The sequence below is a fragment of the Lacinutrix sp. genome, assembly GCF_037625555.1.
Lineage (GTDB): Bacteria > Bacteroidota > Bacteroidia > Flavobacteriales > Flavobacteriaceae > Lacinutrix.
Window position 1 is genome coordinate 51,945 of the sequence record NZ_JASJHV010000044.1, and the last position, 22,932, is coordinate 74,876.

Consider the following 22,932-nt stretch of genomic DNA (forward strand, 5'->3'; position numbering starts at 1 on the left):
GGATAGTTCGTAAAGGTTTCAAAAACTTATACCTTAACGGGAATTTACATCTTATAAATCCAGCTCGAAGGATTCTGTGTTTTATCATCCTTATCAATTCTAAATTTTAGAATCGTTTCTCCTGTAGTTGGGTTAGTAAAAACCTCTCCTATCTCCTGTTTAGTTGTTACCTTATCTCCTTTCTTAACGTAAATTTTCCCTAAGTTTTGGTATGTAGTAATATAGTTACCATGCTTAATCATTACAATAGGGTTACTTCGTCTAGGTTTTAAAATACTCATAACCTCACCATTAAATACAGCACGTACTTTTTCGCCTTTAGCAGTAGAAATTCTTACACCATTACTATTAATGGTTAATGTACGGTCTAAAGGAGATGGTTGTTTTCCATAACGTAATTTTATCACACCTTTTTCTACAGGCCAAGGTAATTTACCTTTACTACCAAGAAAATCTGCGGCAAGAGCTTTTGCTTCTGCGGTTAAAGCAAAGCTTTTAGATTTTGTTGTAGTCTTTACTCCTGCTTTTTTATTAGAAGCAGTAATAGCGTCACGAATTAATTTATCTATTTCATTGTCTATACGTTTAGCTTCTTTTTGCTTAGCTTTAATTTGAGCAGTATATTTATTTAGATCTTTTTTAATAGATTTCATGATCTCCTCGTGCTCCATACGTTCTAACTGTAAGGTTTTTTGCTCAATTTTATTTTCGGCAATAAGATTACTTTTAACTTCTTTTTGTTCTAAAAGTTTAATATTTGCCTTCTGTAAATCTATGGTTTTCTGTTTTATTTTATCTGCTTGTTCCTTTTGGTAGTCTGCATACTGGTTTAAATATTGAACACGTTTATATGCTTGTTTAAAATTATTAGAAGACAATAAGAACATGACACGACTTTGTTTGTTTTTGTTCTTGTAAGCTTTTTGAAGCATTTTAGCATAACTTTCTTTTAATAGCGTAAGTTCTACTCTGTTTTCTGTAATTTGCTTTTGGTTAGAATTAATTTCTCTAGTTAATAAATTTGCCTGCTGGTTAGTAACTTTAATAAGGTTTTCTCTAACGCTTAATTTATGGTTTAAGTCTTCAATTTGAGATATTTGTGACTTTTTTTTAGATTGATTTGATGATAATAATACATTTATTTGCTGAATTTCTCGAGACAATTCCAAACGCCTCGCTTCTAATTCTTTTTGCTTTCCGCCTTGTGCAAAAACAAAAGTACTACTAAAAAAAAGTAGGCATAAAACTAATATTCTGTGTTTAAAAATATGCATTATTTAAGCGTTATTAGATTGTAACCTGAAGGAATGGTAAAAGGAAATTTAAGGTCTTGATTTAATTGTACACCTTTAAATTCCATATCTATTTTTAATTGTTTTTCGTTTTCAAGAGCGATAATTTTAATACGCTCTGGTAATATTTCTTTTTCTACATCTTGATATGCCAAATAATTTATTTCAAGATGTCTCTGTTCTTTAGGCTGACTTATTTGATGAGAATCCATTTTAAAATGTGTTGGATTAAATAGCAAAAACAACTCATATAAATCGTTTTGATTTTTTGGCTTAAGCATATAAGATTTTTCGAAAACAGAAGCCTCATATTCTTTAGTATTTGGTTTAAAAACAGCCTCTCCTAAAAGTAAGGATTGTACTTTATTAAAGTCCAGCTCTGTACCTAACAGCTGACTTAAATAAGTGAAATCTCCATCGAAATAAGTGCCATCTAATTTATTATAAAATGCAACTCTAGTTGGAGTAATAATAGCTTTAACAATACCAAGTTTACTCATCCAAATGGTTTTATCTTTTTCCATTCTAAAGGACACAGAAACAGACTGTGACTTATCTCCATCGTATGAATCTATTTTTAACCTTGCACTTAACGTGTTAAGATTAGTGTTGTTTTTAGTGTTATTTTTAATAATTTGCTTTGCAGAAAGGTTTGCATTTAGAGTACCGTTTTCTACTATTGTTTTAGCAGATTTACAACTTACAAAACCAATATAAAGTATAAATATTAGCGAAACTATTTGTGGTTTAAAGGTCATTTAATTTGGTGTTTCTAACTTCTTAGCTTTATCACTAAACGTTTTTGCTTTTGCTAAATTGTTTAAACCTGTGTAGGCTTTACTTATTTGCTTATAAAAATCTGCTTCCAATTTAACATCTTCAATAATATAATCTAAACCTATTTCAAGTGTTTCTATAGCTTCTTTATATTGAGACAACTGGTTTAATGCTACGCCATTTATTAAATATAGTACTGGTTGAGAAGGATACTTTTCGAGACCTAATGTGCTTTTTTGTTCAGCTTGTTCAAACTCATTTAAATCTATATGTAATAGTACAATATTTCTTAATATGCCAAAATTTTCTGGCTCTTGAGCTTGTGCTTTTGTGTAATATTCTATTGCTTTTTCCTTATCGTTTTTTGCTAAATAATACTCTGCAAATTCTACAAAAGTCTTAGCATCTGTAGTGTTTTCTGTTACTAAAGATGTAATTTCTACTAAGTCGTTTTCGTATTGAGGGTTTTCACCAACAAAACTCACAAAATCTGCTAATACTTTTAACTTTGCTTCGGGCTTTATTTGCCTACTAACTAAAACAACTTTCATAGATTGTATTGCCAAAGCAGCATTGTCATCTTCTAAATAGAATTTGTATAGTGCTAAATGTACTAATTGGGATTTTGGATTAATTTCCAAAAGCTTCTTAGCTGTTTCAAAGGCTTTCTTCTTATCATTATTTTCGCTATACCTAAAAATTAAAGCTAGGTAGTTTTTTTCTGCATCTGGATTATTTTCAACGCGATCTTCAAGATTTTTTATTTGTTCTTTTTTTTGACCTGTAGCATTATAAATTTGATTTCGTAAACGGTCTCTTTCATCTGAAACACCTAACTCATCATCAATATCATCCAGTACTTTTAGAGCGTCTTTGTAGTTTTTTGTTCTTACGTATAATGCTGCTAAATCTTCTTTATAATCAGGATGGTATTTTACAAGCTGTTTAATGGTTTTTATAGCTTTATCGTAGTCTTTTTGCTGTGCATAACTTTCGTATAGTTCGTCTAAATACCACTCGTTATCAGGAACAATACTAACTGCCTTTTTAAGTGCATCTTCTGCTGCACCAAAGTTTTTTAGTTTGTTATAATTTTTACCTAATTCGAAATATAAAATAGATTCAGAGTCATCAATATCAATACATTTTTGTAGTGCAATAATCGCTTTATCGTAATTCTCTATTGCTTTTTGCTGAAGCGCTTCATAAAACAATTCTTGAAACTCATCTGAAACATTTCCTAAGTCATCATCTGGTTTTGCATTAAAATCTATTTGTGCAATAGATGCTTGCGGAAATAAAAGTATTCCGAAAATAAAAATTAGTATGTATTTTAGTTTGTTCATTTATTTAGATTCTTCGCTATCGCTCTGAATTACATTTCAACAATTATTCCAAAAAAAATATGAGATTCCTAGATGCTCAAGAATGTTACTCTAAAACTGAATAATCTCCTATACTAATTTTAGTGAATTTACCATCGTATTTTACATGATTACCTATCATAGCTTCAACTAAATTAGCATTTTTTATTGTGGTATTGTTTTGTATTAGGCTATTTTTAACTGTACTATTTTCTATAACACAGTTGTTCCCTATAGATACATTTGGGCCAACTATAGTGTTTTTTAAAATTACATTTTCACCAATATAACAAGGTTCTATAATATTTGAATTTTCCTTTTTTATAGAGTTTGCTTGTAATTGCTCCTCACCATCTGCTTTTAAAAAGCCTAACATACGTTGATTGGTTTCTAGAGTTACAGCTTTATTACCACAATCCATCCACTCGCTAACTTCACCTGTTTTAAAAACTTTTCCGTTAGCCATCATACCCTTAATTCCATCATTAATTTGGTATTCTCCACCATTAATAATGTTATTATCAAGTACTTTTTGTAGTTCTGTTTTTAATACAGAAACTTCTTTAAAGTAATAAATACCAATAACTGCTAGATCGCTTACAAATTGCTCTGGCTTTTCTACAAGTTCAACAATTTCTTTGTTGTCATTTAACTTAACAACACCGTAAGCTTCTGGTTTATTTACTTGTTTTACCCAAATAACAGCATCTGTTTCTGGATCTAAATTAAAATTAGCACGTATAAGTGTATCTGCATAAGCTATTACGGCTGGTCCAGATAGTGATTCTTTTGCACACATAATTGCGTGTCCAGTTCCTAAAGGTTGGTCTTGTCTATAAATAGAAGCTTTAGCGCCTAAACTTTTAGCTAAGTCTTTTAAACTAGAAACAACATCGTCTCCAAACCAAGCTGGATCTCCTAGAACAAATGCAATTTCTTCAATTGGTTGGTTTAATACTTTAACAATGTCTTTTACTAAACGGTGCACAATAGGTTGTCCTGCAACAGGTATTAACGGTTTTGGTACTGTTAAACTATGTGGTCGCAGTCGAGAACCTCGTCCTGCCATTGGTACTATTATTTTCATGGAAAATTATGTTTTCGTTTCCGTGAAAACGGAAATGTGATTATTAAATATTTAAAATAGGTTTAGACTACCCTAAACCTAATATTCTTGTAAATATATAAGGTTTATTAAGAAACTCCTGTACTACCAAAGCCACCTTCACCTCTTTTAGTTTCAGAAAGTGTTTCTACCTCCTGCCATTGAGCTCTTTCATGTTTAGCTATTACTAATTGTGCTATACGTTCTCCATTTTCTATTTCAAATTCTTCCGAAGATAAATTAACTAGAATTACACCTACTTCTCCTCTATAATCTGCATCTACCGTTCCAGGAGCATTAAGCACTGTAATACCTTTTTTTGCAGCAAGCCTACTCTTGGTCTTACTTGTGCTTCTATACCTACTGGAAGCTCTAAGAATAAGCCTGTTGGTACAATGGTGCGCTCCATTGGTTTTAATATGATGCTTTCTTGAATATTTGCTCGTAAATCCATACCAGCTGAGGCAATGGTTTCGTAATGCGGTAAGGCGTGATTGGATTTATTTATTATTTTTATGTTCATTTTATAAGATTCTTAGCTTCACTGCCAATGACAGATTACTTACTTTTTAATAGTTGTTTTAATTCCTTTTTTTCAAGCTGAAAAACGATGGCTAAAAATACAATTAATGCTCCAATTCCAATAACATAATTACCTCTAAAAATGTAAAAGTACAACATAGAGAACAGTACTGAAAGGCTAAAATATAATACTATCTTTTTTATGTTATATGGTATTGGATAATACTTTCTACCAAAGAAATAAGACAACAACATCATTACTGCATATGCTGAAAGTGTTGCAATTGCTGAACCCTTAAAGCCAATTTTTGGAATTAATAGGTAATTTAATACTAATGTAATAATAGCACCAAATATTGAAATATAGGCGCCAAAATTTGTGCGATCTGTTATTTTGTACCATACCGAAAGGTTATGATAGATACCTAGACAAAAGTTTGCTAGTAAAATAAAAGGAACAATCCACATAGCGTCGTAATACGCTTCGCTTCTAATAATGAAAGGTTTTAAAACATCGGCAAAAACAACAACAGCTAATAAGATAATAGAACCGAAAACAACAAAAAACTCTAAGATTTTTGCATAGTTTTTTTGTGGGTTCTCAGATTTAGAATGACTGAAAAAATAAGGCTCAATACCTAAACGAAATGCTGTTGCAAACAAGGTCATAAACAAAGCTAGTTTGTAACAGGCAGAGTACATTCCAATCTGCTCATCTGCTATATTGGCTGGTAATAATTTCTCTAGTAAAATTCTATCGAAGGTTTCATTTATTGAAAACGCTATTCCAGCTATAAGCACAGGCATTGCATAACGCATCATTTTTTTCCAAAGCACTTTATCAAATTTAAATTTGATTTTAGTATAAAATGAAAGTAACAACAATAAGGTAATTGCGCTAGCTATTAGGTTAGAAATAAATATATAACTGATTTCGAAATCTTGAATATAAATAGTATTAAAAATCGAATGTTCTTTTACTAAGTCCTTTAAGTATAAGAGGAGGAAAACATTAAGACCTAGGTTTATTATGACGTTTAATATTTTAATTATTGCATAACGCATAGGCCTTGCTGTTGCACGTAACCAGGCAAATGGTATAATAACTAAAGCATCTAATAATAATATTATAAAGATTAAATTTAGATACTTAACCTCTATATTTATTAACGTAGAAATTTGATTCTTGAAAAAAAAGGCTGTTCCTAATAAAACAAAAGAGCTTATTATTAATGATATAGAAGAAGTACTTGTTACTTTTTCTTGGCTCTCTTCTTTATTAAAAAACCTAAAAAACGCGGTCTCCATACCGTAAGCTAATACTACATTAAAAAGTACAAAGTAGGCAAATATAAAAGAAACACGCCCATACTCTGCTGTAGATAAAACAGCAGGATCTGTATAAAGTGGCACCAAAATAAAGCTTAACATTCGTGGTAACACCGTTGCTAAACCATATATAAATATTTGCTTAAAAAGAGATTTAAATCCGCTCAAATTGGTATATAATAATTAGTCTAAATGTATCGATTTTGTTAGACCTATAAAAGTAATTTAGATTACATTTTATCTTTTACTAGTTAGTATTTATAATCGTTTATGCTATTATAAACTAAAAAACCTAATCTTTATTTTGTTTGGGTGGAGCAGAAGGATAATATTCTGCGACTTTTTCTGCTATATTATACACTTGAAAGTATTTTGTTTCACCATTATCTATGTAACTTATTATGCATTCGTTGTCTTTTAGTTCGAATGGAAAAGGTTCTAAAGCTGTAGGTGTTGTGTTACCATACTCTGCATTTTTCTCATTACTCATTACTAAATCTGATTTGTTAGATTTTAGATTTGCAAAATACATGGCTTTTCCAGATTGTATATCTCCTACCATACTTCTAAAATAAACAGATATTAGCTTATAATTTGAAGCGTTAATAAGCTCTGGGAAATAAATATTTATTCCAGAACCTCCTGCTTCTTGTCCTGCAACCCAACGTTGAAAATAAGCATTATTAATAATCATTGGCATTTCTTTTTCTTGAGTAATCACTTCTTTAGAATTAGATTTATTTTTAGAGCTTTTACAATGTGTGATACTTGTTAGTACAAGAATAGATAATGCTAAGAATGCTAATTTTTTTAACGGTTTCATGGTGTTTTATTAAGTTTTAAATATAGTAAAACAATATTCATTCCAATTTTTAAAGCTTTAAGATGTGTTATTAAAAGAATAAAGCCTTACTCAATAATAGAATAAGGCTTTATAAATATTGTTAGTTATTTTTATTTTAAAATCAACTCTCCTAAAGAACTTCCTTTTTTATTACCTCCATATATAAGATAATTATTAGACGTTTTACTGTACTTTGTTGCTGGTCTTACGACAATTTGCTTTTTTTTAAATTCGCTAGGATCGTCTCTTGTTAATTCTCTTGTTTGCTCGTTAAATGAAAAGGCTACAGGTATCATTTTATTTACGTTTCTAACTTTTCTAACATCATCCATGCTTGTAATTCCAATATTTTTTGGGTCGTCATTTACAATTACTGTTAATTGCCCATTATGATAAATTGGTATTGCGCTTAAGTATTCTGGACCACTACCCAAAACAGTTAATGGAAAATAGAATCCAGCTGAAACTGACACTCCTCCTGAACCTCCAAAAAGTCCAAAAGAAAAACCTAATTCTGATACGGTAACTTGTTGCTCTTTTGGAATTACATTACTCCAATCTAAAGTACCATCCTTTTTTAAGGCTGTAACTATAATTTCGTTTGTTATGTATGTATAAGGTGTAATAGATAATGGACCAAAACCACTAGACCTTCCTTCTATAATAACTTTATATTCTGAAAGTACAATGACACCTCCATTATCTCTTTCTACAAATGAAATGTTTTTATAAAATGGTTTTAAATCTTTTCCTTTTTTTGCTCTTCTCTCGCCTATAAGCTGTTTTTTAACATCGAAAGTAAACTCATTAAATGTTTTCTTTGTTACTTCTACTGTTGTGTAATTAAAAGTTACATCGTATATACCTTCAACTTTGTATTCTGCTCTTCCACTTTTCTTAATATCTGAATAAAAACCAATTGCATGTAAAGTATTGTCTTTAGTTTCCATTAAGCTACAGTTTAATGCTCTTTTACCAGTTAAACTTACTTTTGTTACTTGCTTTTTATAATAGCTTTTTGCTAAATAAGAATGAATTGTAATGTTATTAACTTGTTTTCTTCTTCTTGTCTCTATAGCTTTCTGTTGTTGCAATTAATACATCTCCATGCTCATTTACTTGTACATCTGAAAAGTCAAATAACTGTCTGTTTTTTTCTTCAAATACAATTTCGTAGCTATCTGTTAAAAGCGCTGTAAGGTTATCGTCTAATAGTGTAACTGTGTACTTTAACTGCTCTTTTCTAGAATTAATACCAACGTGAGCGATAAGGTAATTAAACTCATCAAAAGAGGGAGTAAACACAAAACTTCCTCGCTTACTTTTACTTTCTACTTATACTGAAAGCACATTCGTTGTTTTTATAATTTTTTTAACTTCTATTTCTTTTGCTAAAAAATTATACGTCTTAGCTTTTTTATCATAATAAGACAACATTAAAAACACTTTTTCTCCTACAATAGTTAAAGCTTCTATTAGTAATCTACTACCATTCATCTTGTCGAACTTTAGTAAAGAACTACTTTTAAAAGCTTTTGTAGAAGCGTCGAATGTTTGTAAGAAAAATTTCTTTTTCTTTCTAGCTATTGCATAAACTATGTTTCCTTTTTCTCCTGCAATTTAAATTACATCTCCATCTTTGTTTTCTATGGTTTCTCCAAAATTTAGATCGATGTTACCAACTTTTAATTGTGCAGATGCAATTGAACAAATTAATAACAGAAGAATTGGTAAAAGTTTTTTCATAATAAGGTTTGTTTTAAATGCTATAAATAGCCATTTTAAGTTTTAAAATAAAAAACCTTGCTCAAGAAGAACAAGGTTTTTTATTTTTATTTTTGATTTATCAGAAATTAGTTATTTAAAGCTTCTGCTCCACCAACAATCTCAAGGATTTCGTTGGTAATTGCAGCTTGACGTGCTTTATTGTATGTTAATTTTAACTGGTCTCTAAGTTCCGTAGCGTTATCTGTTGCTTTGTGCATTGCTGTCATACGTGCACCATGCTCACTTGCAAAACTATCTCTAATACCTTTATATAATTGGGTCTTTAAAGACTTTGGTATTAATTGTTCTACAATTTCGATTTTTGAAGGCTCAAATATGTAATCTGCATTAACATTTACTTCTCCTTCTACAGGAACAATTGGTAAAAATTGCTCAGTCATTACAATTTGAGTCGCTGCATTTTTAAACTTGTTATAAATAATTTCGATTTTATCGAACTCACCAGTAACAAACTTATCCATCAACATTTCTGCTATTGCAGCAACATTATCGAAAGTTAAATCATCATAAATCTCACTATGATTTGCAATTACAATTCCTTTCTTAGAAAAAGAATCGTTAGTTTTCTTTCCTATTGCAATTACCGAAACCTTTTTTCCTGAGTGTACATTATCAATTAAATATTGTGTTTGCTTGATAATATTGGAGTTAAAAGCACCTGCTAAACCTCTGTTTGATGAGATTGAAACAATAAGTACATTTTTAACTTCTCTTTCTTCGGAATACTGGCTTCCAGAGTCAGCATCAAGAGTTGCACTTAAGCTTTGTAAAAGCTCAGTTAACTTGTCTGCATAAGGACGCATTGCTGTAATAGCGTCTTGGGCTTTCTTTAACTTGGCAGCAGATACCATTTTCATGGCACTAGTAATCTGCATCGTTGAAGATACCGAAGATATTCTATTACGTATTTCTTTTAAATTTGCCATATTTTAAAATATGAAATATAATATTCCCACTTCTAAATGTTTAAAAGTAGGAATGTTAATTATGATCTGTATTTAGCAGAAAGGTCGTTACATACAATTAATAATGTATCTGTAACCTCGTCTGTTAATTTTCCTTCTTTTAAAGTATCTAAAACATCTCTATGTTTAGCGTTTAAAAATTCTAAGTAATCTCTTTCGAATTCTTTTACTTTTTCTACAGGAACGTCTTTTAATAAGTTTCTAGATCCAGCATAAATAATTGCTACTTGGTCTTCTACTTTAAAGGGATCGTTTTGACCTTGCTTTAAGATTTCAACGTTACGCTTTCCTTTGTTAATTACATTTAAAGTAACAGCATCTAAATCTGAACCAAACTTAGCAAACGCTTCTAATTCACGATACTGTGCTTGATCTAGTTTTAATGTTCCAGACACTTTTTTCATTGATTTAATCTGTGCATTACCACCAACACGAGATACAGAAATACCTACGTTAATTGCTGGACGAACACCAGAGTTAAATAAATCTCCATCTAAGAAAATCTGACCATCTGTAATAGAAATTACATTTGTTGGAATATATGCCGAAACGTCACCTGCTTGTGTTTCAATAATTGGTAAAGCTGTAAGAGAACCTCCACCTTTAACGATTGGCTTAAGCGAATCTGGTAAGTCGTTCATCTCTTTAGCTATCGCATCATTATTAATAATTTTTGCAGAACGCTCTAATAATCTTGAGTGTAAATAAAATACATCTCCAGGATATGCCTCACGTCCTGGTGGACGTCTTAATAGTAAAGATACTTCACGGTATGCAACGGCTTGTTTTGATAAATCATCAAAAACAATTAATGCTGGTCTACCAGTATCTCTAAAATATTCTCCAATAGATGCTCCAGTCATTGGTGCATAAACTTGCATTGCAGCAGGATCTGATGCATTTGCAGCTACTATTGTTGTGTAAGCTAAAGCTCCTTTTTCTTCTAATGTTTTTGCAATTAAAGCTACTGTTGACGCTTTTTGCCCAACTGCAACATATATACAATATACAGGCTCACCTGCATCGTAAAATTCTTTTTGGTTTAAGATAGCATCAATACAAACTGCCGTTTTACCTGTTTGTCTGTCACCAATTACTAACTCACGCTGTCCTCTACCAACTGGAATCATAGCATCTATGGCCTTAATTCCTGTTTGTAATGGCTCTGTTACTGGCTCTCTGTAAATTACACCAGGTGCTTTACGCTCTAGTGGCATTTCGTATGTTGTTCCAGTAATAGGACCTTTTCCATCGATAGGATTTCCAAGTGTATCTACTACACGACCAACAATACCTTCACCTACTTTAATAGATGCAATACGGTTAGTACGATTTACAGTAGAACCTTCTCTAACGCCTACTGAAGTTCCTAATAATACAATACCTACGTTATCTTCTTCTAGGTTAAGTACAATACCTTCTAATCCGCCTTCGAATTCTACTAATTCTCCATATTGAGCGTTAGCTAATCCGTAAGCACGAACGATACCATCACCTACAGTTAATACTGTTCCAACTTCATTAAGTGAAGCGCTAGCTTCAAATCCTGCAAGTTGTTGTTTTAAGATTGCTGATACTTCAGCTGGTTTTACTTCTGCCATCTTTATTTAGATATTAGATGTTAGGTTTGAGACGTTAGACGTCTTATTTCTAACATTTTTTAATTTAATGTAAATTCTCTTCTTAATTTGTTTAGTTGATTTGTAATACTTGCATCGTATTGTAAATCTCCTACTCGTAATATGAAACCTCCAAGGATAGTTTCGTCTATAATATTTTCTACAGCTACTTCTTTTCTAGTAAGTTCTTTAACTTTTGCTAAAACTTTTACTTTTAAATCGTCTGTTAATGGTAAAGCTGTAGTTACTGTTGCAACTTCAGTTTCATTTAATTTATCGAATAAAACAGTGTATTGCTTTGCTACTTCTGGAAGTATAGCAATTCTTTTATTAGCAACCAATGTATCTATAGCGTTTACTGTTAAAGGATTAATACCTTTAAAAATTTCTAGTAAAGCAGATTTTTTAATTGAAGTGCTAACTACTGCATTATTAAGCATATCGCTTAAGTCTTTGCTTTGCTCAACAGTATTTGTTATTAGCTTCATATCATTATTTACAACATCTGTTGTTTTTTGATCTTTTGCTAAGCTTATTACTGCTTTTGCGTATCGTATTGCTGCTCTTGCTCCTGCCATAACTACTAGTTAAGTGTTGCTTCTTTTAATAAAGAATCAACTAATGCTATTTGCTTGTCTTTGTTAGATAATTCTTGACGTACTACTTTCTCTGCAATATCTACAGATAAAGTGGCAACATGACTTTTAAGTTCTGCCATTGCTGCTTTCTTTTCGCTTTCTATAGCTGCTTGTGCTTGAGCAATCATGCTGTTTGCTTGCGCTTGTGCTTCTGCTTTAGCCTCGTCAATCATTGTGTTTTTCATCTCACGTGCTTCTTTAAGCATTGCTTCGCGCTCTGCACGCGAATCGTATAATAACTTTTGGTTATCTGCTTGAAGATTTTGCATTTCTAATTTTGCTTTTTCAGCAGAATCTAATGCGCCTTGAATACCTTCTTCTCTTTCGTTTAAAGAATTCATAATAGGCTTCCACGCGAATTTTACCATTAATAAAATTAATAGTAAAAGTAAAATAGTTTGGACTACAAATAATCCAGGTGAAAAATCATTTAATAACTTATCCATTTCTAAATGTGTTTGTTTTTTTGTCTAATTTTAAAAACACAACCTGCAACCAACCGTTGCAGATTTGTGTTTTAAAGTTTGATTGCTGCTTATCTTCCTAAGAATAAAGCACCGAATGCAAGCCCTTCTAAAAGTGCTGCAATAATAATCATCGCTGTTTGGATTTTTCCTGTTGCTTCTGGTTGACGAGCAATACCTTCCATTGCTTTTCCTCCAATTTGACCAAGACCTATTCCTGCTCCGATTACGATTAAACCTGCTCCAATTAAATTGTACATAGTAATTGATTTATTAAATTAAACAAAATGTATTAATGATGCTCGTGCTCTGCTACTGCCATACCTATAAACAATGCTGAAAGCATTGTAAAGATATAAGCTTGTAAGAAAGCAACTAAAACCTCAATTAATGTTATAAAAAATGATAATACTAACGACAATCCTGTTGCACCAACCACACCAAGTGATTCTTTTAGTGTAAACATAATTGCTATTAAACTCATTACCACAATGTGACCTGCTGATATGTTTGCGAACAAACGTACTAATAATGAAAACGGCTTAATTATTAAAGCTCCTGCTAATTCTATAATTGCCAATACTGGGCGAATTAAAATTGGCACTCCTGGCATCCATAAAATATGCATCCAGTAATCTTTGTTTCCACTAACTGTATAAATAACTAATGTAAATATTGCTAAACAGGCTGTAACTGCTAACTGTCCCGTTACATTAAAACCAAATGGTGTTAAACCTAGTAAGTTTAATATCCATATAAAGAAAAACACTGTTAGTAAATAACCTGTAAATCTTCTGTAATGCTTTTCTCCAATATTTGGTCTTGCAATTTCGTCTCTTACATATAATACTAAAGGCTCAAGGACTCTTGCAAAACCTGTTGGTATTTGTTTCTTTTTATATTGTCTTGCTAAACCAGAAAACCAGATTAACATTAATAAACCTATTATTAATACACCAAAAACACTTTTTGTGATTGAGAAGTCCCAAATTCTATGTGCATTTGTTGCATGATGATCTTCATCGTAAGCAACTGTAGTTGCTCCAGCATCTAATTCGTGAATTTTAGAGTGAATTTTTACAAATTTTGATCCGTTTTTCTCAACTATAACACTTCCATCGTCATTATGATGAAACTCTGAAGACATAAACGTTACTAATCCATTACTAGACCATAAAATTACTGGTAGCGGAAAACCTAAATGTTTACGTTCTCCTGAATCGCTCGTGTAAGAGTATAAAGAAAAGTCGTGAGAATCTTGAATGTGATGAAGAATATAATCTTCTACCTCCTTTTTTGTATCTACTTGACCCCCATCTGATTTACCATCATTAACAGTTGTATCTGCCATTGCAAAAGCGCTTGCAAAAAGCATAGATATAAAGACGAAAAATTTAAAAGTTTGTTTAGCTACCTTCATTGTTAAAAAAATCAAAAAACTGTATTTTAAATTCCGTGCAAAGGTAGGTAATTATTTGAAAATAAAATTAATTTTTCTTTAATAACTTTTTAAGCTGTTTTTTGTTTAAAGTTCTAGCAATAAAATAGACTTCTAGAAATAGAAAAAGGAAGACAGGTATTAGAAGGTTTAGGGCTTCTATTTTAGTTAAAGAAGTGTCGCCAAGAATATTATTTTTAAACACTATTGCAAAAAATAAAATCTTTGTTAAGAATGTAAACATATACATAAAACCTAATTGCGAAGCCCATTTTAAGGAGTTAGACAAGAGCAGGAAAACAAAGGTTATTATAAAGGATGCTGAAAAATGAAAAAGGTAAACTTGTAAAAGAGAAAATGGCAAATATATTTCTGAACTTTTTAAAGTATAGTCTTGAGCTATAAAAGCAACAAAAAACAAACTTAAAAAAGAAAGAAAACAGTAAACAATTTGTTTAATCATTATCCTTAGATATTTTTAAAACCTGACTTATTACTAAATACATTGCTGTAAAAACAGCTAATAATGTGATTGTATTCTCTAAATAGGTTGTTTGGTATTTATTGTCTAACCATTCACCAAGCATATTACCAAGCCAAATTGTGCCACCCATTTGAAAAGCAACAGATGTAAATCTTAAATATGGATTAAGCGATTTTTTTGGTTTTTTGTTCACTATTAAGATCTTTTACTGTGCTTTTCATCACGCAAGAGACGTTAAATGTTGCACCTGGTTCTACTGCTAGTTTTTGTGTAACAACATCGCCTTCAATATATGCAGAAGCTTTTAAGGTTAGTGTTCCTGTTAGGTTTAGTTTACCTATTAGTTTTCCTTCAAAATAAGCGTTTGTACTCTGTAAAGAACCATGTATTTCTCCTGTTTTACCAACAACAACTTTACCAGGAGTTATTACATCTCCTTCAATTATACCATCTACTCTTATGTCTCCTTCACTAGTAAAGGTGCCAACAATTTTTGTTCCTTTTGCTATTATGTTTTGAATTGAAGAATTTTCGTTTTGTTTGCCTTTTTTGTTATCAGAAAACATTGCTATTAAATTTAGGGTTATGCGAACTATAGGTTAGTTGTATATACTTGTAGGTTTTTATGTATTTGAAGTGTTCTATAATTATTGGTTGAAATGCCAAAAAACGGACGTTCTATTTTTTCTCTTAATTCTTCATGAAATAAAGCTATAAAGGCCTTTGCTGTTTCAATACTTCTTAATCCATGTACTACAATAAATGTTTTGTCTTTATCGTAAACATCTATAGAGCTAGACATATTATTATATTTTGCTTCTGCTAATGTTTCTTCTAAAGCTTTCTGGAAATCTTTCATTTCCTTTTTTGCTGTACTTGCAAATTGATAAACTACTTTACATTTGGTAGCACTTGCATCGTTTTCGAATCTTGAATTTTCTAAGCCTTTTAGAGACTTATCTATTATAGATTGAGCTTGGACTCCTTCTTCTGTATTAGCATAATTTACTGCTACATCGTTTAGTGCTTTTTTATAGGCAACAAAACCTTCTAATCTTCCTTTTGCAAACGCTTTTAATAATTGGAATTTAGGCACAATTTCATCTCCTTCAAAAGCACTTACATATTGTTCACACTTTTTTATAACTGCTTCGAATTCTTGTGCTTCAAACTGCCTGTAGGTTTCTTCGTAAATACTTTCTGGGCTACTATCGTCTTTTGCTAAAGCTGTTTCTGGATTACTTAAAATTTGAGCGTAACGAGTTTCTGGGTAATTAGAAATAATATCGTTTTTAAGGCTTTCTGCTGCTGCTGTTTTTCTTAAGATTTCATTTATTTTAAATAAATTATATTTTGAAGGTAATATTAAACGCTCTTCTGGGTTGTTATTTAACAAATTTGTAAACTTAGACTTAGATAATTCGAACTCTTTAAATTTCTCTTTATATATAAGCCCAAGTTGATAGTAGGCAAAATTTCGTTCTTTAGCGATACTGTCTATTACTTTATTATCTGATGGAATCTGTTCTAGATAAAAATTTAAATCTAAGAATTTATCTCCTTCTACACTTGCAACATCTGTATTAGAAGTTGCTGAAGATTTTGAACTTTTTGAACCGTCAGACCATCTCCAATTATCTGTATTTTCTCTATCTCCCCAAATACGCAAAAACTCGTTTTTTCCATAAGCAACTGTTTGGTTGTTATAAAAATAAAAAGAAGATGTTGTTGCGTTGCCTGCTTTAGGATTGACATTATTACCTTGAGTTTGGCCTGCATTATTTTGAGCCAATCCTGCTTTTTGTTTTTCTATTGCTAAACGTTCTGCTTCCTCTTCCTTTGCTTGCTTTAATTTTGCAACATAGTCATCAAAATAAGCTTGTCTTTCTGGTTTACTCATTTTGACCAGACGTATTATGCTGTCGTTTACCTCAGCAATGCCTTCATAATAAATAACATCGTCTAAGTTTTCTCTTTTTCGTTTAATGGCGCGATATGGTTTACTGTTTAAAACCATTTTAGTCATTGTACTATCGAAATAAGCTCCTGCTATTTTATAATTATTGATATCGAAATTCATATCTCCTAGAATCTCGGAGTTTCTAGCCATTAGAATTTTATCTTGAGAATTTGTGCGCAGAGACTTATTATAGTAAACTGTTGCTAAGGAATCGGCTTTTAAATTAGAGTGGTATTGTGCTACTTGGTGATATATTTGATCTAGAAAAGGTCTGTTTTCTCTGTCCTCCTCTAAATCTGTTAGATACTCTATAAATTCTAATTTATTTCCTTTATCGTAATCGAAATTTTTAGCCTTCTCAACATGAGCACTTATTAAATATTTACGTGGAATTTTTCGGTTTAAATCTATTACTTTATCAAAAGCTAAGTTAGCACTATCTTTATCTTGTAATGCATTGTACAATTGTCCTTCTATAAAGTAATACCTACCTTCTTCGTTACGTATTTTAGTTGTGTTTGCCGCAATTTTAATTTGGGTTAATGCACTGTCTAAAGATTGTGTATTAATATAGGCTTGTGCAATTGTAGAAGAAGCATCTGCCAAGTCTTGGACTTTTAATTCTTCTTGAAATAAAAGCGTTTTAATATTTTTAATAGCTAACTCGTCGTTCTCTAAACGTAAATTAGTTTTCTCTCTCCAAATTCTTGCTTGGTTAATATTACTACTTGCTGGATATTTATATAATATATAGTTAAAGGCTTCTAAAGCAGGTACAAAACGCTGATCGAAATAACGCGCTTTTCCTAAAAGGAGATACGCTTCGTCTATTTGTGGATTATATTCTTTTCCTTGAATATTCATCCCATGCTTCTGTATGGCTTTTACAGCTTTCTCTTCTGCTGTATTAAAGCTTGGATTTTTAGATTCTCCAGGCATAAACATCTCTTCAGAAACTTGCATACGCTCTACTGGTAAAATTTCCCAATAGTTATCTCTATAAGCATTATTTAAAGTTGTCTTCCCTTGTTCTAGAGCATTGTATCCATTAAATAAGGCATTATATTCTGTAGTTACAGCATGAAAATTTCTTGTAATAAAGCTGTTTTTTTTACGAGAACAACCAGTTATAACTAAGGCAGTAACTGCTATAAATAGTATATGTTTTTTTACTGTTTTCAACGGTATTGTATTTAGTCTAATACATAACTTTAAACTTAAACGAATATTGTTAGCTATTAGATAAGCACGTAAAAATAAGCATCTTTTTGAGTTTTAGCGATAAAACAGTAAGAAATTCCAGAAAAGCACCTGTTAAAATGTAAGGGTTTTAGGTGGTTTAACTTTCTGTAACTCCAGAAAAATGAGCTTCTAATTCTTTTAAAGTCGCCTCACTTGTTGCTAGATCTTTAATTATTTCTCCTTTTTCGAGAACAACAATACGCTCGCAAACGTCTGTAACGTGCAATAAATCATGACTTGATACTAGGACAGTTATACCTTTAGTTTGTGCCAAATCTTTAATAATTCCTTTTAGTCTAATTTGGGTGGTTGGATCTAAGTTTGCAAAAGGCTCATCAAGAATTATTACTTCTGGATTACCAATAAGCGCAGCAACAATACCTGCTTTTTTTTGGTTTCCTTTACTTAAATCTCTCAAATATTTTTTCTTATTTAAGATTTCTTCATGGAAAAAATCCTCAAATTGAGATAAAAGCGCATCTACTTCTTGTTTGTTTTGCCCTCTAAGTTCTCCAATAAAATAAAAATATTCTTCTGCTGTTAAATATCCAATTAAAAAAGTTTCATCTATAAAAGCAGACGTAAAAGGTTTCCAGTCTTCACTTTCGCTAACTAATACATTATTGTTTTTTATATGTCCTGTTGTTGGTTGAATAAGATCTAGAAGCAAACTAAAATAAGTTGTTTTTCCTGCACCATTATTACCAACTAAGCCAAAACTTTGTCCTTTTGGAATGTCTAAATTTTCTATATTTAAAACGGATACACCGTTGTAAGATTTTGAAAGGTTTGAGGTTGTTATCATAGTACTGTTAATTATTTTGTTTGTATGCAGCTAATGTTTTATATTTTTCTGCTTTGTAAATTTTTTCTATAATACTGAAGACTTTATTTTTAAATAAAAATCCTATTACACCAAATACTGCAACAAGTACAAATCCAAGAATTTCTCCATAAAGAAAATGTCCTACAGCATAAATTACCATTGGTAATACTAATTTTGGTATGGTTAATAATAACGTTTTTACATTGAAAGCTTTTTTGTCTCCAAAAGCCTTTTTATTAGTTGATAAATCTATTGGTGTTTTTATATATGCACCTCCCCAAAGTACAACATGAGAATTTACACCAATATTATAGATGGCTCCAACAACCACTGCTGCATAAGCTTGCCAGCCAAAATAGAGATAAAATGAGGCTATTACAGTAGAGATTACTGTTGCAATAACCATTAAATACCATTTAGATTCTAAATATTCTTTATAGCGAATATTCTGGCTCATCATTAATGGATAATAGGCACTGTCCCAACTTGGCACAAATTGTCCAAAACTAAATAGAAATCCTCCAGAAATAAATATTCCTGCAAAAACGCGCCAAAAAGGACCATCGTACATTTCTACAGCTCCTGTAAAAAATAGCATACCATAGAATATAAAAATTACACTCATTATTACTGTTGTCTTAGAGCGCTTATTTCTTCGTATTAATTTTATATCGTTTTTTAAAAAGGTTGAAACACTACCAAACCTATCTAACCATAACATATTATCTGTTTCTGCAATGGCTACTTTTTTTGCTAATCCAGCATCTAGATAGAGGTTTTTTCTAAAATAACTAAAAGCCATTTTATATAATATATAAGCTAAAATTAATGGAATTATTGCTAGATAGGGTGTGTCAAAAAATGCTTGAAAAACTGGTGCAGTATAAATGGTAATATCAAAAACATCAAAATATAATAATGCTACTAAACCAAACAAAACTAAAATTATTGAGTAAAATACTGCGTCTTTACTATTTACAAATATGTTTATAAAATTATTACAAAAGAACAGACCTAATAATGCTATATGCCAACCTAAAACATTAACAAAGTCGTGACCTCCTTTTGCAATTAAAACAATAGAAAATGGAATAAAAAAGAAACCATGAATAATATTAAAAAAAGAAATTATGGTTTTATTAATACCAAAACTTACAATTTCATTCTTTTTTAATGGCAAATAAAGCAGTGGCTTTATATTTACAATAGGCATTTTTTGAAGAAAATAACGTATCGCTAAATCTACAACTAGATAGAAAATTAAAAACTTATTAATTATTTTTAATGGATTAGGGTCTACGTGGTCCTCGATAAGGAAATACGCACCTACTCCTATTAAAGTGGCATACAGGAGCATAAAAACGGCTCCAATAATCATTAGTATTTTTAGTGCTAAATTCACTTTAAAAGAAGTAGATCTAAAAAAAGATTTCCATTCTAAACTAATAAAATATTTAAGCATAGTCTTTGGTTTAGTTAATTAGTGTCCAAAATACCACATTTGTTACAAAGAAAATTCTAGATAGGTTTCTTTTAGTAGTTTTTCTGCTTTATTGGGAAGCAATTCTAAACTTATATAATTTAATAAAAATAAGTATTGTAAAAACGAATGCTAATGCTGAAACGGTATAATTATTATCAGAAAATTTATCTGAAACATCAAAAACAACATGCAATTGAGATAGAAAAATTAAAGTTGCACCTCCAGCTTGTATAAAAATAAGGTCTTCAAGCATATACTTTCTAGTAGAGTTTTCCTTTAAACATATTAACAGTTTACTTAATCTCCAGCTTTTATGACCACATCATAATGCTATTAAAATATAAAAAGTAACCGAAAGGTGTTTAGCGTAAGGTGTTGATAACGCTATATAAAAAAATAAAAATAGTGCTGCCGTTATTATAATTTGAGGTATTACAAACCACTTTTTAAGTTATGTCCACAAATAACGTATGACCTTTTGTTCATAGTTTTTTGCTTTTGCTCTATAGGTTCCATAAAACCGAAGATGCCAAATTTTTTAAACGCTTTTGCTTTTGCATCTTCAAAAGAGAGTTTTGGTTGTTCTTGCCATGTTTACTCGATATCGTTTACTAAATGGTCTACGAGCTCGGTTTGCAAGTCATAATATTCTACAAAATGGTTTTTTGTAAAAGTATATAGGTTTTGTATTTGAGTTTTTGTTAATTTCATGCAACGGTTTTATATCTTGATATGTAAGACTTGATAACGTCTATTGATACTTTGACGAAAGTATAGATTAATATTACGCTTGTATTAAGCAATAATCCTACTTATTACAGTACTAAATTCTTCTATTCTTGGCTGTGTTATAATTGATATAAAATGGAAAATATTAAATAAAATAGTGAAAATAAAACCAAGCCGTTCTACTCCAGAGAATCTTGAAAAATCGTACATTTTAGTACAGATAAGATACACTATTGCAATAGGTATCATTAAAAACATTGGAATAAAAAACACATGTTTTATTGTTTTAAAGTTTATTAATTCTTTAAGTATTAATTTCCAGTTTTGGTTTGTAACAGCATTAACAAATTTTTTGTTTTCATTAAGTAAATTTGCTTTGTTTTCAACCATATAAGATTTAAAAACATCATAAAAAATAGCTGTTTTATCAGTTTCCATTATCGCTTCAATTTCTGAAGCGATGTGGTCTGTAATTTCTAAACGTATATCTGCATAAATAACCTCAGAATTGTCTAGATAATTATCTATAAACTGTATCTCTTCTTTTGTTAATTTTACCATTATTCTAAACTAAATTTAGGGTTAACCAATGCTTGCATTGTAGCAATATAATTAGCCAATTCGTTTAATTTATTGCTAGATTCTTTTGTTCCACTTTCGGTAATGTTATAGTATTTACGCAAGCGGTTGCCTACTTTTTTAACCTCAACATTTAGTAAGCCTTCAGCTTCAAGTTTATGCAAGGCAGGATACAATGCACCTTCGGTAATTTTTAGCTCACCTTTAGTAAGTTCTTTTACTTTTTGTGTAATCTCGTAACCATACATTTTATCGCTTTCGTTTAAAAGCTTTAGAATAATAGTGGTTAAACTACCTTTATATAATTTAGAATTACTCATTTATCAATTATACATAATTTTCTTATGCATAATATTTTTACAAAATTGATTTAAATTGGTTTAAAGCTTCACTATTTTTACAAAAAATAAAAAACATGTCGCAATTTCATACGCTTTCCATAAATAATATAACACGTCAAACTAACAAATGTGTGACGTTAAGTTTTACTATTCCAGACCAGTTAAAATCTAATTTTCATTTTATAGCAGGACAATATATTACACTTAAAACAACTATAGAAGGCAATGAGGTACTTAGAGATTACTCTTTGTGCTCATCTCCAAAAAGTGGAGAAATAACTGTGGCAGTTAAAGAGGTTGAAAATGGAACGTTTTCTAAATACGCAAACAATGCACTAAAAGAAGGTGATACTTTAGAGGTTGCAGAACCTCAAGGTAGATTTATGTTTAAGGCAGATGCTTCAAAAACTAGAACTGTAGCTGCTTTTGCTGCTGGAAGCGGTATTACTCCAGTATTAAGTATTGCAAAAACGGTTTTAGAAGAAGAGCCAAACAGTACTTTTGTTTTAGTTTATGGTAATAAAACAGCTAAAGACACTATCTTTTTTGAAGAGCTACTTAAGCTTCATCACTACTATAAAGAACGTTTTGATATTAAGTTTATTTTTAGTCAGTCTCAAGAACCTGATGCTTTATTTGGTCGCATAGAAAAAAGCACTGTAAACCTTATTGTAAAAAACAAATATAAACACACTATAATAGATGCCTTTTACCTTTGTGGACCAGAAGCCATGATACATACTGTAAAAGATGTACTAACTGAAAATGGTATTGCAGAAGATACTGTCTTTTTTGAACTTTTTAAAGTTACTAAAACAGAACAAACTATTGAAAACGCTATAAATACAGGAGAAACAGAAATTAAAGTAATTGTGGATGACGAAGAAGAAACTTTTGTTATGCCACAATCTCAAACCATTTTAGAGGCTGCATTAGCAAAAGATTTAGATGCACCTTACTCTTGCCAAGGCGGTATTTGTAGTAGTTGTATTGCAAGAATAACAGAAGGAGAGGCTACTATGAGACAAAACAATATTCTAACAGATAATGAGGTTGCAGAAGGTTTAGTTTTAACTTGCCAAGCACATCCTACAAGCTCAAAAATAGTTGTAGATTATGATGATATTTAAAAAATAGTACTCA

The 22,932-nt window shown here is 30.7% G+C and carries 27 protein-coding genes; 1 reads left to right on the forward strand and 26 read right to left on the reverse strand.

Features of this window, described 5'->3' with window-relative positions; genetic code table 11:
• Positions 1-44: 44 nt before the first annotated feature.
• From QNK89_RS02765 to QNK89_RS02890, 26 genes are all read right to left on the reverse strand, one after another.
• On the reverse strand, positions 45-1,274 hold the full coding sequence (locus tag QNK89_RS02765; protein ID WP_340169440.1) for a peptidoglycan DD-metalloendopeptidase family protein: 1,230 nt from the start codon (positions 1,272-1,274) through the stop codon (positions 45-47).
• Positions 1,274-2,050 (reverse strand): DUF4292 domain-containing protein, encoded by a 777-nt coding sequence (locus tag QNK89_RS02770; RefSeq protein ID WP_340169441.1) that lies wholly within the window; start codon positions 2,048-2,050, stop codon positions 1,274-1,276. Before QNK89_RS02770 ends, QNK89_RS02765 begins: the two co-directional genes overlap by 1 nt.
• Positions 2,051-3,415: a tetratricopeptide repeat protein gene (locus QNK89_RS02775; RefSeq protein WP_340169442.1), complete on the reverse strand. Its 1,365-nt coding sequence runs from the start codon at positions 3,413-3,415 to the stop codon at positions 2,051-2,053. It lies immediately after the preceding gene.
• Between the two features lie 85 nt (positions 3,416-3,500).
• Positions 3,501-4,520 carry a sugar phosphate nucleotidyltransferase gene (locus tag QNK89_RS02780; protein ID WP_340169443.1) on the reverse strand — a complete coding sequence of 340 codons (1,020 nt, stop codon included), beginning with the start codon at positions 4,518-4,520 and terminating at the stop codon, positions 3,501-3,503.
• Between the two features lie 107 nt (positions 4,521-4,627).
• Positions 4,628-4,918, reverse strand: coding sequence for a dUTP diphosphatase (dut, locus tag QNK89_RS02785; RefSeq protein ID WP_340169551.1), 291 nt, complete (start codon positions 4,916-4,918; stop codon positions 4,628-4,630).
• The gene (locus QNK89_RS02790) at positions 4,819-5,061 is read right to left on the reverse strand and encodes a hypothetical protein (RefSeq protein WP_340169444.1); all 243 of its coding nucleotides are present in this window, start codon (positions 5,059-5,061) and stop codon (positions 4,819-4,821) included. The genes dut and QNK89_RS02790 overlap by 100 nt, the downstream gene beginning before the upstream one ends.
• 35 nt (positions 5,062-5,096) lie before the next feature.
• Positions 5,097-6,557: an oligosaccharide flippase family protein gene (locus tag QNK89_RS02795; protein WP_340169445.1), complete on the reverse strand. Its 1,461-nt coding sequence runs from the start codon at positions 6,555-6,557 to the stop codon at positions 5,097-5,099.
• 124 nt (positions 6,558-6,681) lie between these two features.
• Entirely contained in the window at positions 6,682-7,212 is a 531-nt protein-coding gene (locus tag QNK89_RS02800) for a hypothetical protein (RefSeq protein ID WP_340169446.1), read from the reverse strand.
• A gap of 131 nt (positions 7,213-7,343) precedes the next feature.
• Positions 7,344-8,183, reverse strand: coding sequence for a hypothetical protein (locus QNK89_RS02805; RefSeq protein ID WP_340169447.1), 840 nt, complete (start codon positions 8,181-8,183; stop codon positions 7,344-7,346).
• Between the two features lie 97 nt (positions 8,184-8,280).
• A complete protein-coding gene (locus tag QNK89_RS02810; RefSeq protein ID WP_340169448.1) occupies positions 8,281-8,538 on the reverse strand; it encodes a hypothetical protein in 258 nt (85 codons plus the stop codon).
• 30 nt (positions 8,539-8,568) lie between these two features.
• Positions 8,569-8,730: a hypothetical protein gene (locus QNK89_RS02815; protein ID WP_340169449.1), complete on the reverse strand. Its 162-nt coding sequence runs from the start codon at positions 8,728-8,730 to the stop codon at positions 8,569-8,571.
• A 123-nt stretch (positions 8,731-8,853) separates the two neighbouring features.
• Positions 8,854-8,979 (reverse strand): hypothetical protein, encoded by a 126-nt coding sequence (locus QNK89_RS02820; RefSeq protein WP_340169450.1) that lies wholly within the window; start codon positions 8,977-8,979, stop codon positions 8,854-8,856.
• 107 nt (positions 8,980-9,086) lie between these two features.
• Entirely contained in the window at positions 9,087-9,947 is an 861-nt protein-coding gene (gene atpG, locus QNK89_RS02825; protein ID WP_340169451.1) for an ATP synthase F1 subunit gamma, read from the reverse strand.
• A gap of 59 nt (positions 9,948-10,006) precedes the next feature.
• On the reverse strand, positions 10,007-11,587 hold the full coding sequence (gene atpA / locus QNK89_RS02830) for a F0F1 ATP synthase subunit alpha (protein ID WP_340169452.1): 1,581 nt from the start codon (positions 11,585-11,587) through the stop codon (positions 10,007-10,009).
• A gap of 59 nt (positions 11,588-11,646) precedes the next feature.
• Positions 11,647-12,183: an ATP synthase F1 subunit delta gene (gene atpH / locus QNK89_RS02835; RefSeq protein ID WP_340169453.1), complete on the reverse strand. Its 537-nt coding sequence runs from the start codon at positions 12,181-12,183 to the stop codon at positions 11,647-11,649.
• 5 nt (positions 12,184-12,188) lie between these two features.
• Positions 12,189-12,689 (reverse strand): F0F1 ATP synthase subunit B, encoded by a 501-nt coding sequence (locus QNK89_RS02840; protein ID WP_340169454.1) that lies wholly within the window; start codon positions 12,687-12,689, stop codon positions 12,189-12,191.
• 89 nt (positions 12,690-12,778) lie between these two features.
• Positions 12,779-12,967: an ATP synthase F0 subunit C gene (gene atpE / locus QNK89_RS02845; RefSeq protein ID WP_194551881.1), complete on the reverse strand. Its 189-nt coding sequence runs from the start codon at positions 12,965-12,967 to the stop codon at positions 12,779-12,781.
• Positions 12,968-12,999: 32 nt separating this feature from the next.
• Positions 13,000-14,127 (reverse strand): F0F1 ATP synthase subunit A, encoded by a 1,128-nt coding sequence (gene atpB, locus QNK89_RS02850; RefSeq protein ID WP_340169455.1) that lies wholly within the window; start codon positions 14,125-14,127, stop codon positions 13,000-13,002.
• 473 nt (positions 14,128-14,600) lie between these two features.
• Entirely contained in the window at positions 14,601-14,822 is a 222-nt protein-coding gene (locus QNK89_RS02855; protein ID WP_340169456.1) for an AtpZ/AtpI family protein, read from the reverse strand.
• Positions 14,794-15,195, reverse strand: coding sequence for a polymer-forming cytoskeletal protein (locus QNK89_RS02860; RefSeq protein ID WP_340169457.1), 402 nt, complete (start codon positions 15,193-15,195; stop codon positions 14,794-14,796). Before QNK89_RS02860 ends, QNK89_RS02855 begins: the two co-directional genes overlap by 29 nt.
• A 26-nt stretch (positions 15,196-15,221) precedes the next feature.
• Positions 15,222-17,771 (reverse strand): hypothetical protein, encoded by a 2,550-nt coding sequence (locus QNK89_RS02865; RefSeq protein ID WP_340169458.1) that lies wholly within the window; start codon positions 17,769-17,771, stop codon positions 15,222-15,224.
• Between the two features lie 157 nt (positions 17,772-17,928).
• Positions 17,929-18,636, reverse strand: a complete 708-nt coding sequence (locus QNK89_RS02870; protein ID WP_340169459.1) for an ABC transporter ATP-binding protein — start codon at positions 18,634-18,636, stop codon at positions 17,929-17,931.
• A gap of 7 nt (positions 18,637-18,643) precedes the next feature.
• The gene (locus QNK89_RS02875) at positions 18,644-20,119 is read right to left on the reverse strand and encodes a DUF5687 family protein (protein ID WP_340169460.1); all 1,476 of its coding nucleotides are present in this window, start codon (positions 20,117-20,119) and stop codon (positions 18,644-18,646) included.
• An 88-nt stretch (positions 20,120-20,207) separates the two neighbouring features.
• Positions 20,208-20,393, reverse strand: a complete 186-nt coding sequence (locus tag QNK89_RS02880; RefSeq protein WP_340169461.1) for a hypothetical protein — start codon at positions 20,391-20,393, stop codon at positions 20,208-20,210.
• 542 nt (positions 20,394-20,935) lie between these two features.
• Entirely contained in the window at positions 20,936-21,430 is a 495-nt protein-coding gene (locus QNK89_RS02885; RefSeq protein ID WP_340169462.1) for a hypothetical protein, read from the reverse strand.
• Positions 21,430-21,768: a PadR family transcriptional regulator gene (locus QNK89_RS02890; protein WP_340169463.1), complete on the reverse strand. Its 339-nt coding sequence runs from the start codon at positions 21,766-21,768 to the stop codon at positions 21,430-21,432. Before QNK89_RS02890 ends, QNK89_RS02885 begins: the two co-directional genes overlap by 1 nt.
• A gap of 95 nt (positions 21,769-21,863) precedes the next feature.
• On the opposite strand from QNK89_RS02890, the gene QNK89_RS02895 reads away from it, so the two are divergent.
• Positions 21,864-22,919 carry a ferredoxin--NADP reductase gene (locus QNK89_RS02895; RefSeq protein WP_340169464.1) on the forward strand — a complete coding sequence of 352 codons (1,056 nt, stop codon included), beginning with the start codon at positions 21,864-21,866 and terminating at the stop codon, positions 22,917-22,919.
• Positions 22,920-22,932 lie beyond the last annotated feature (13 nt).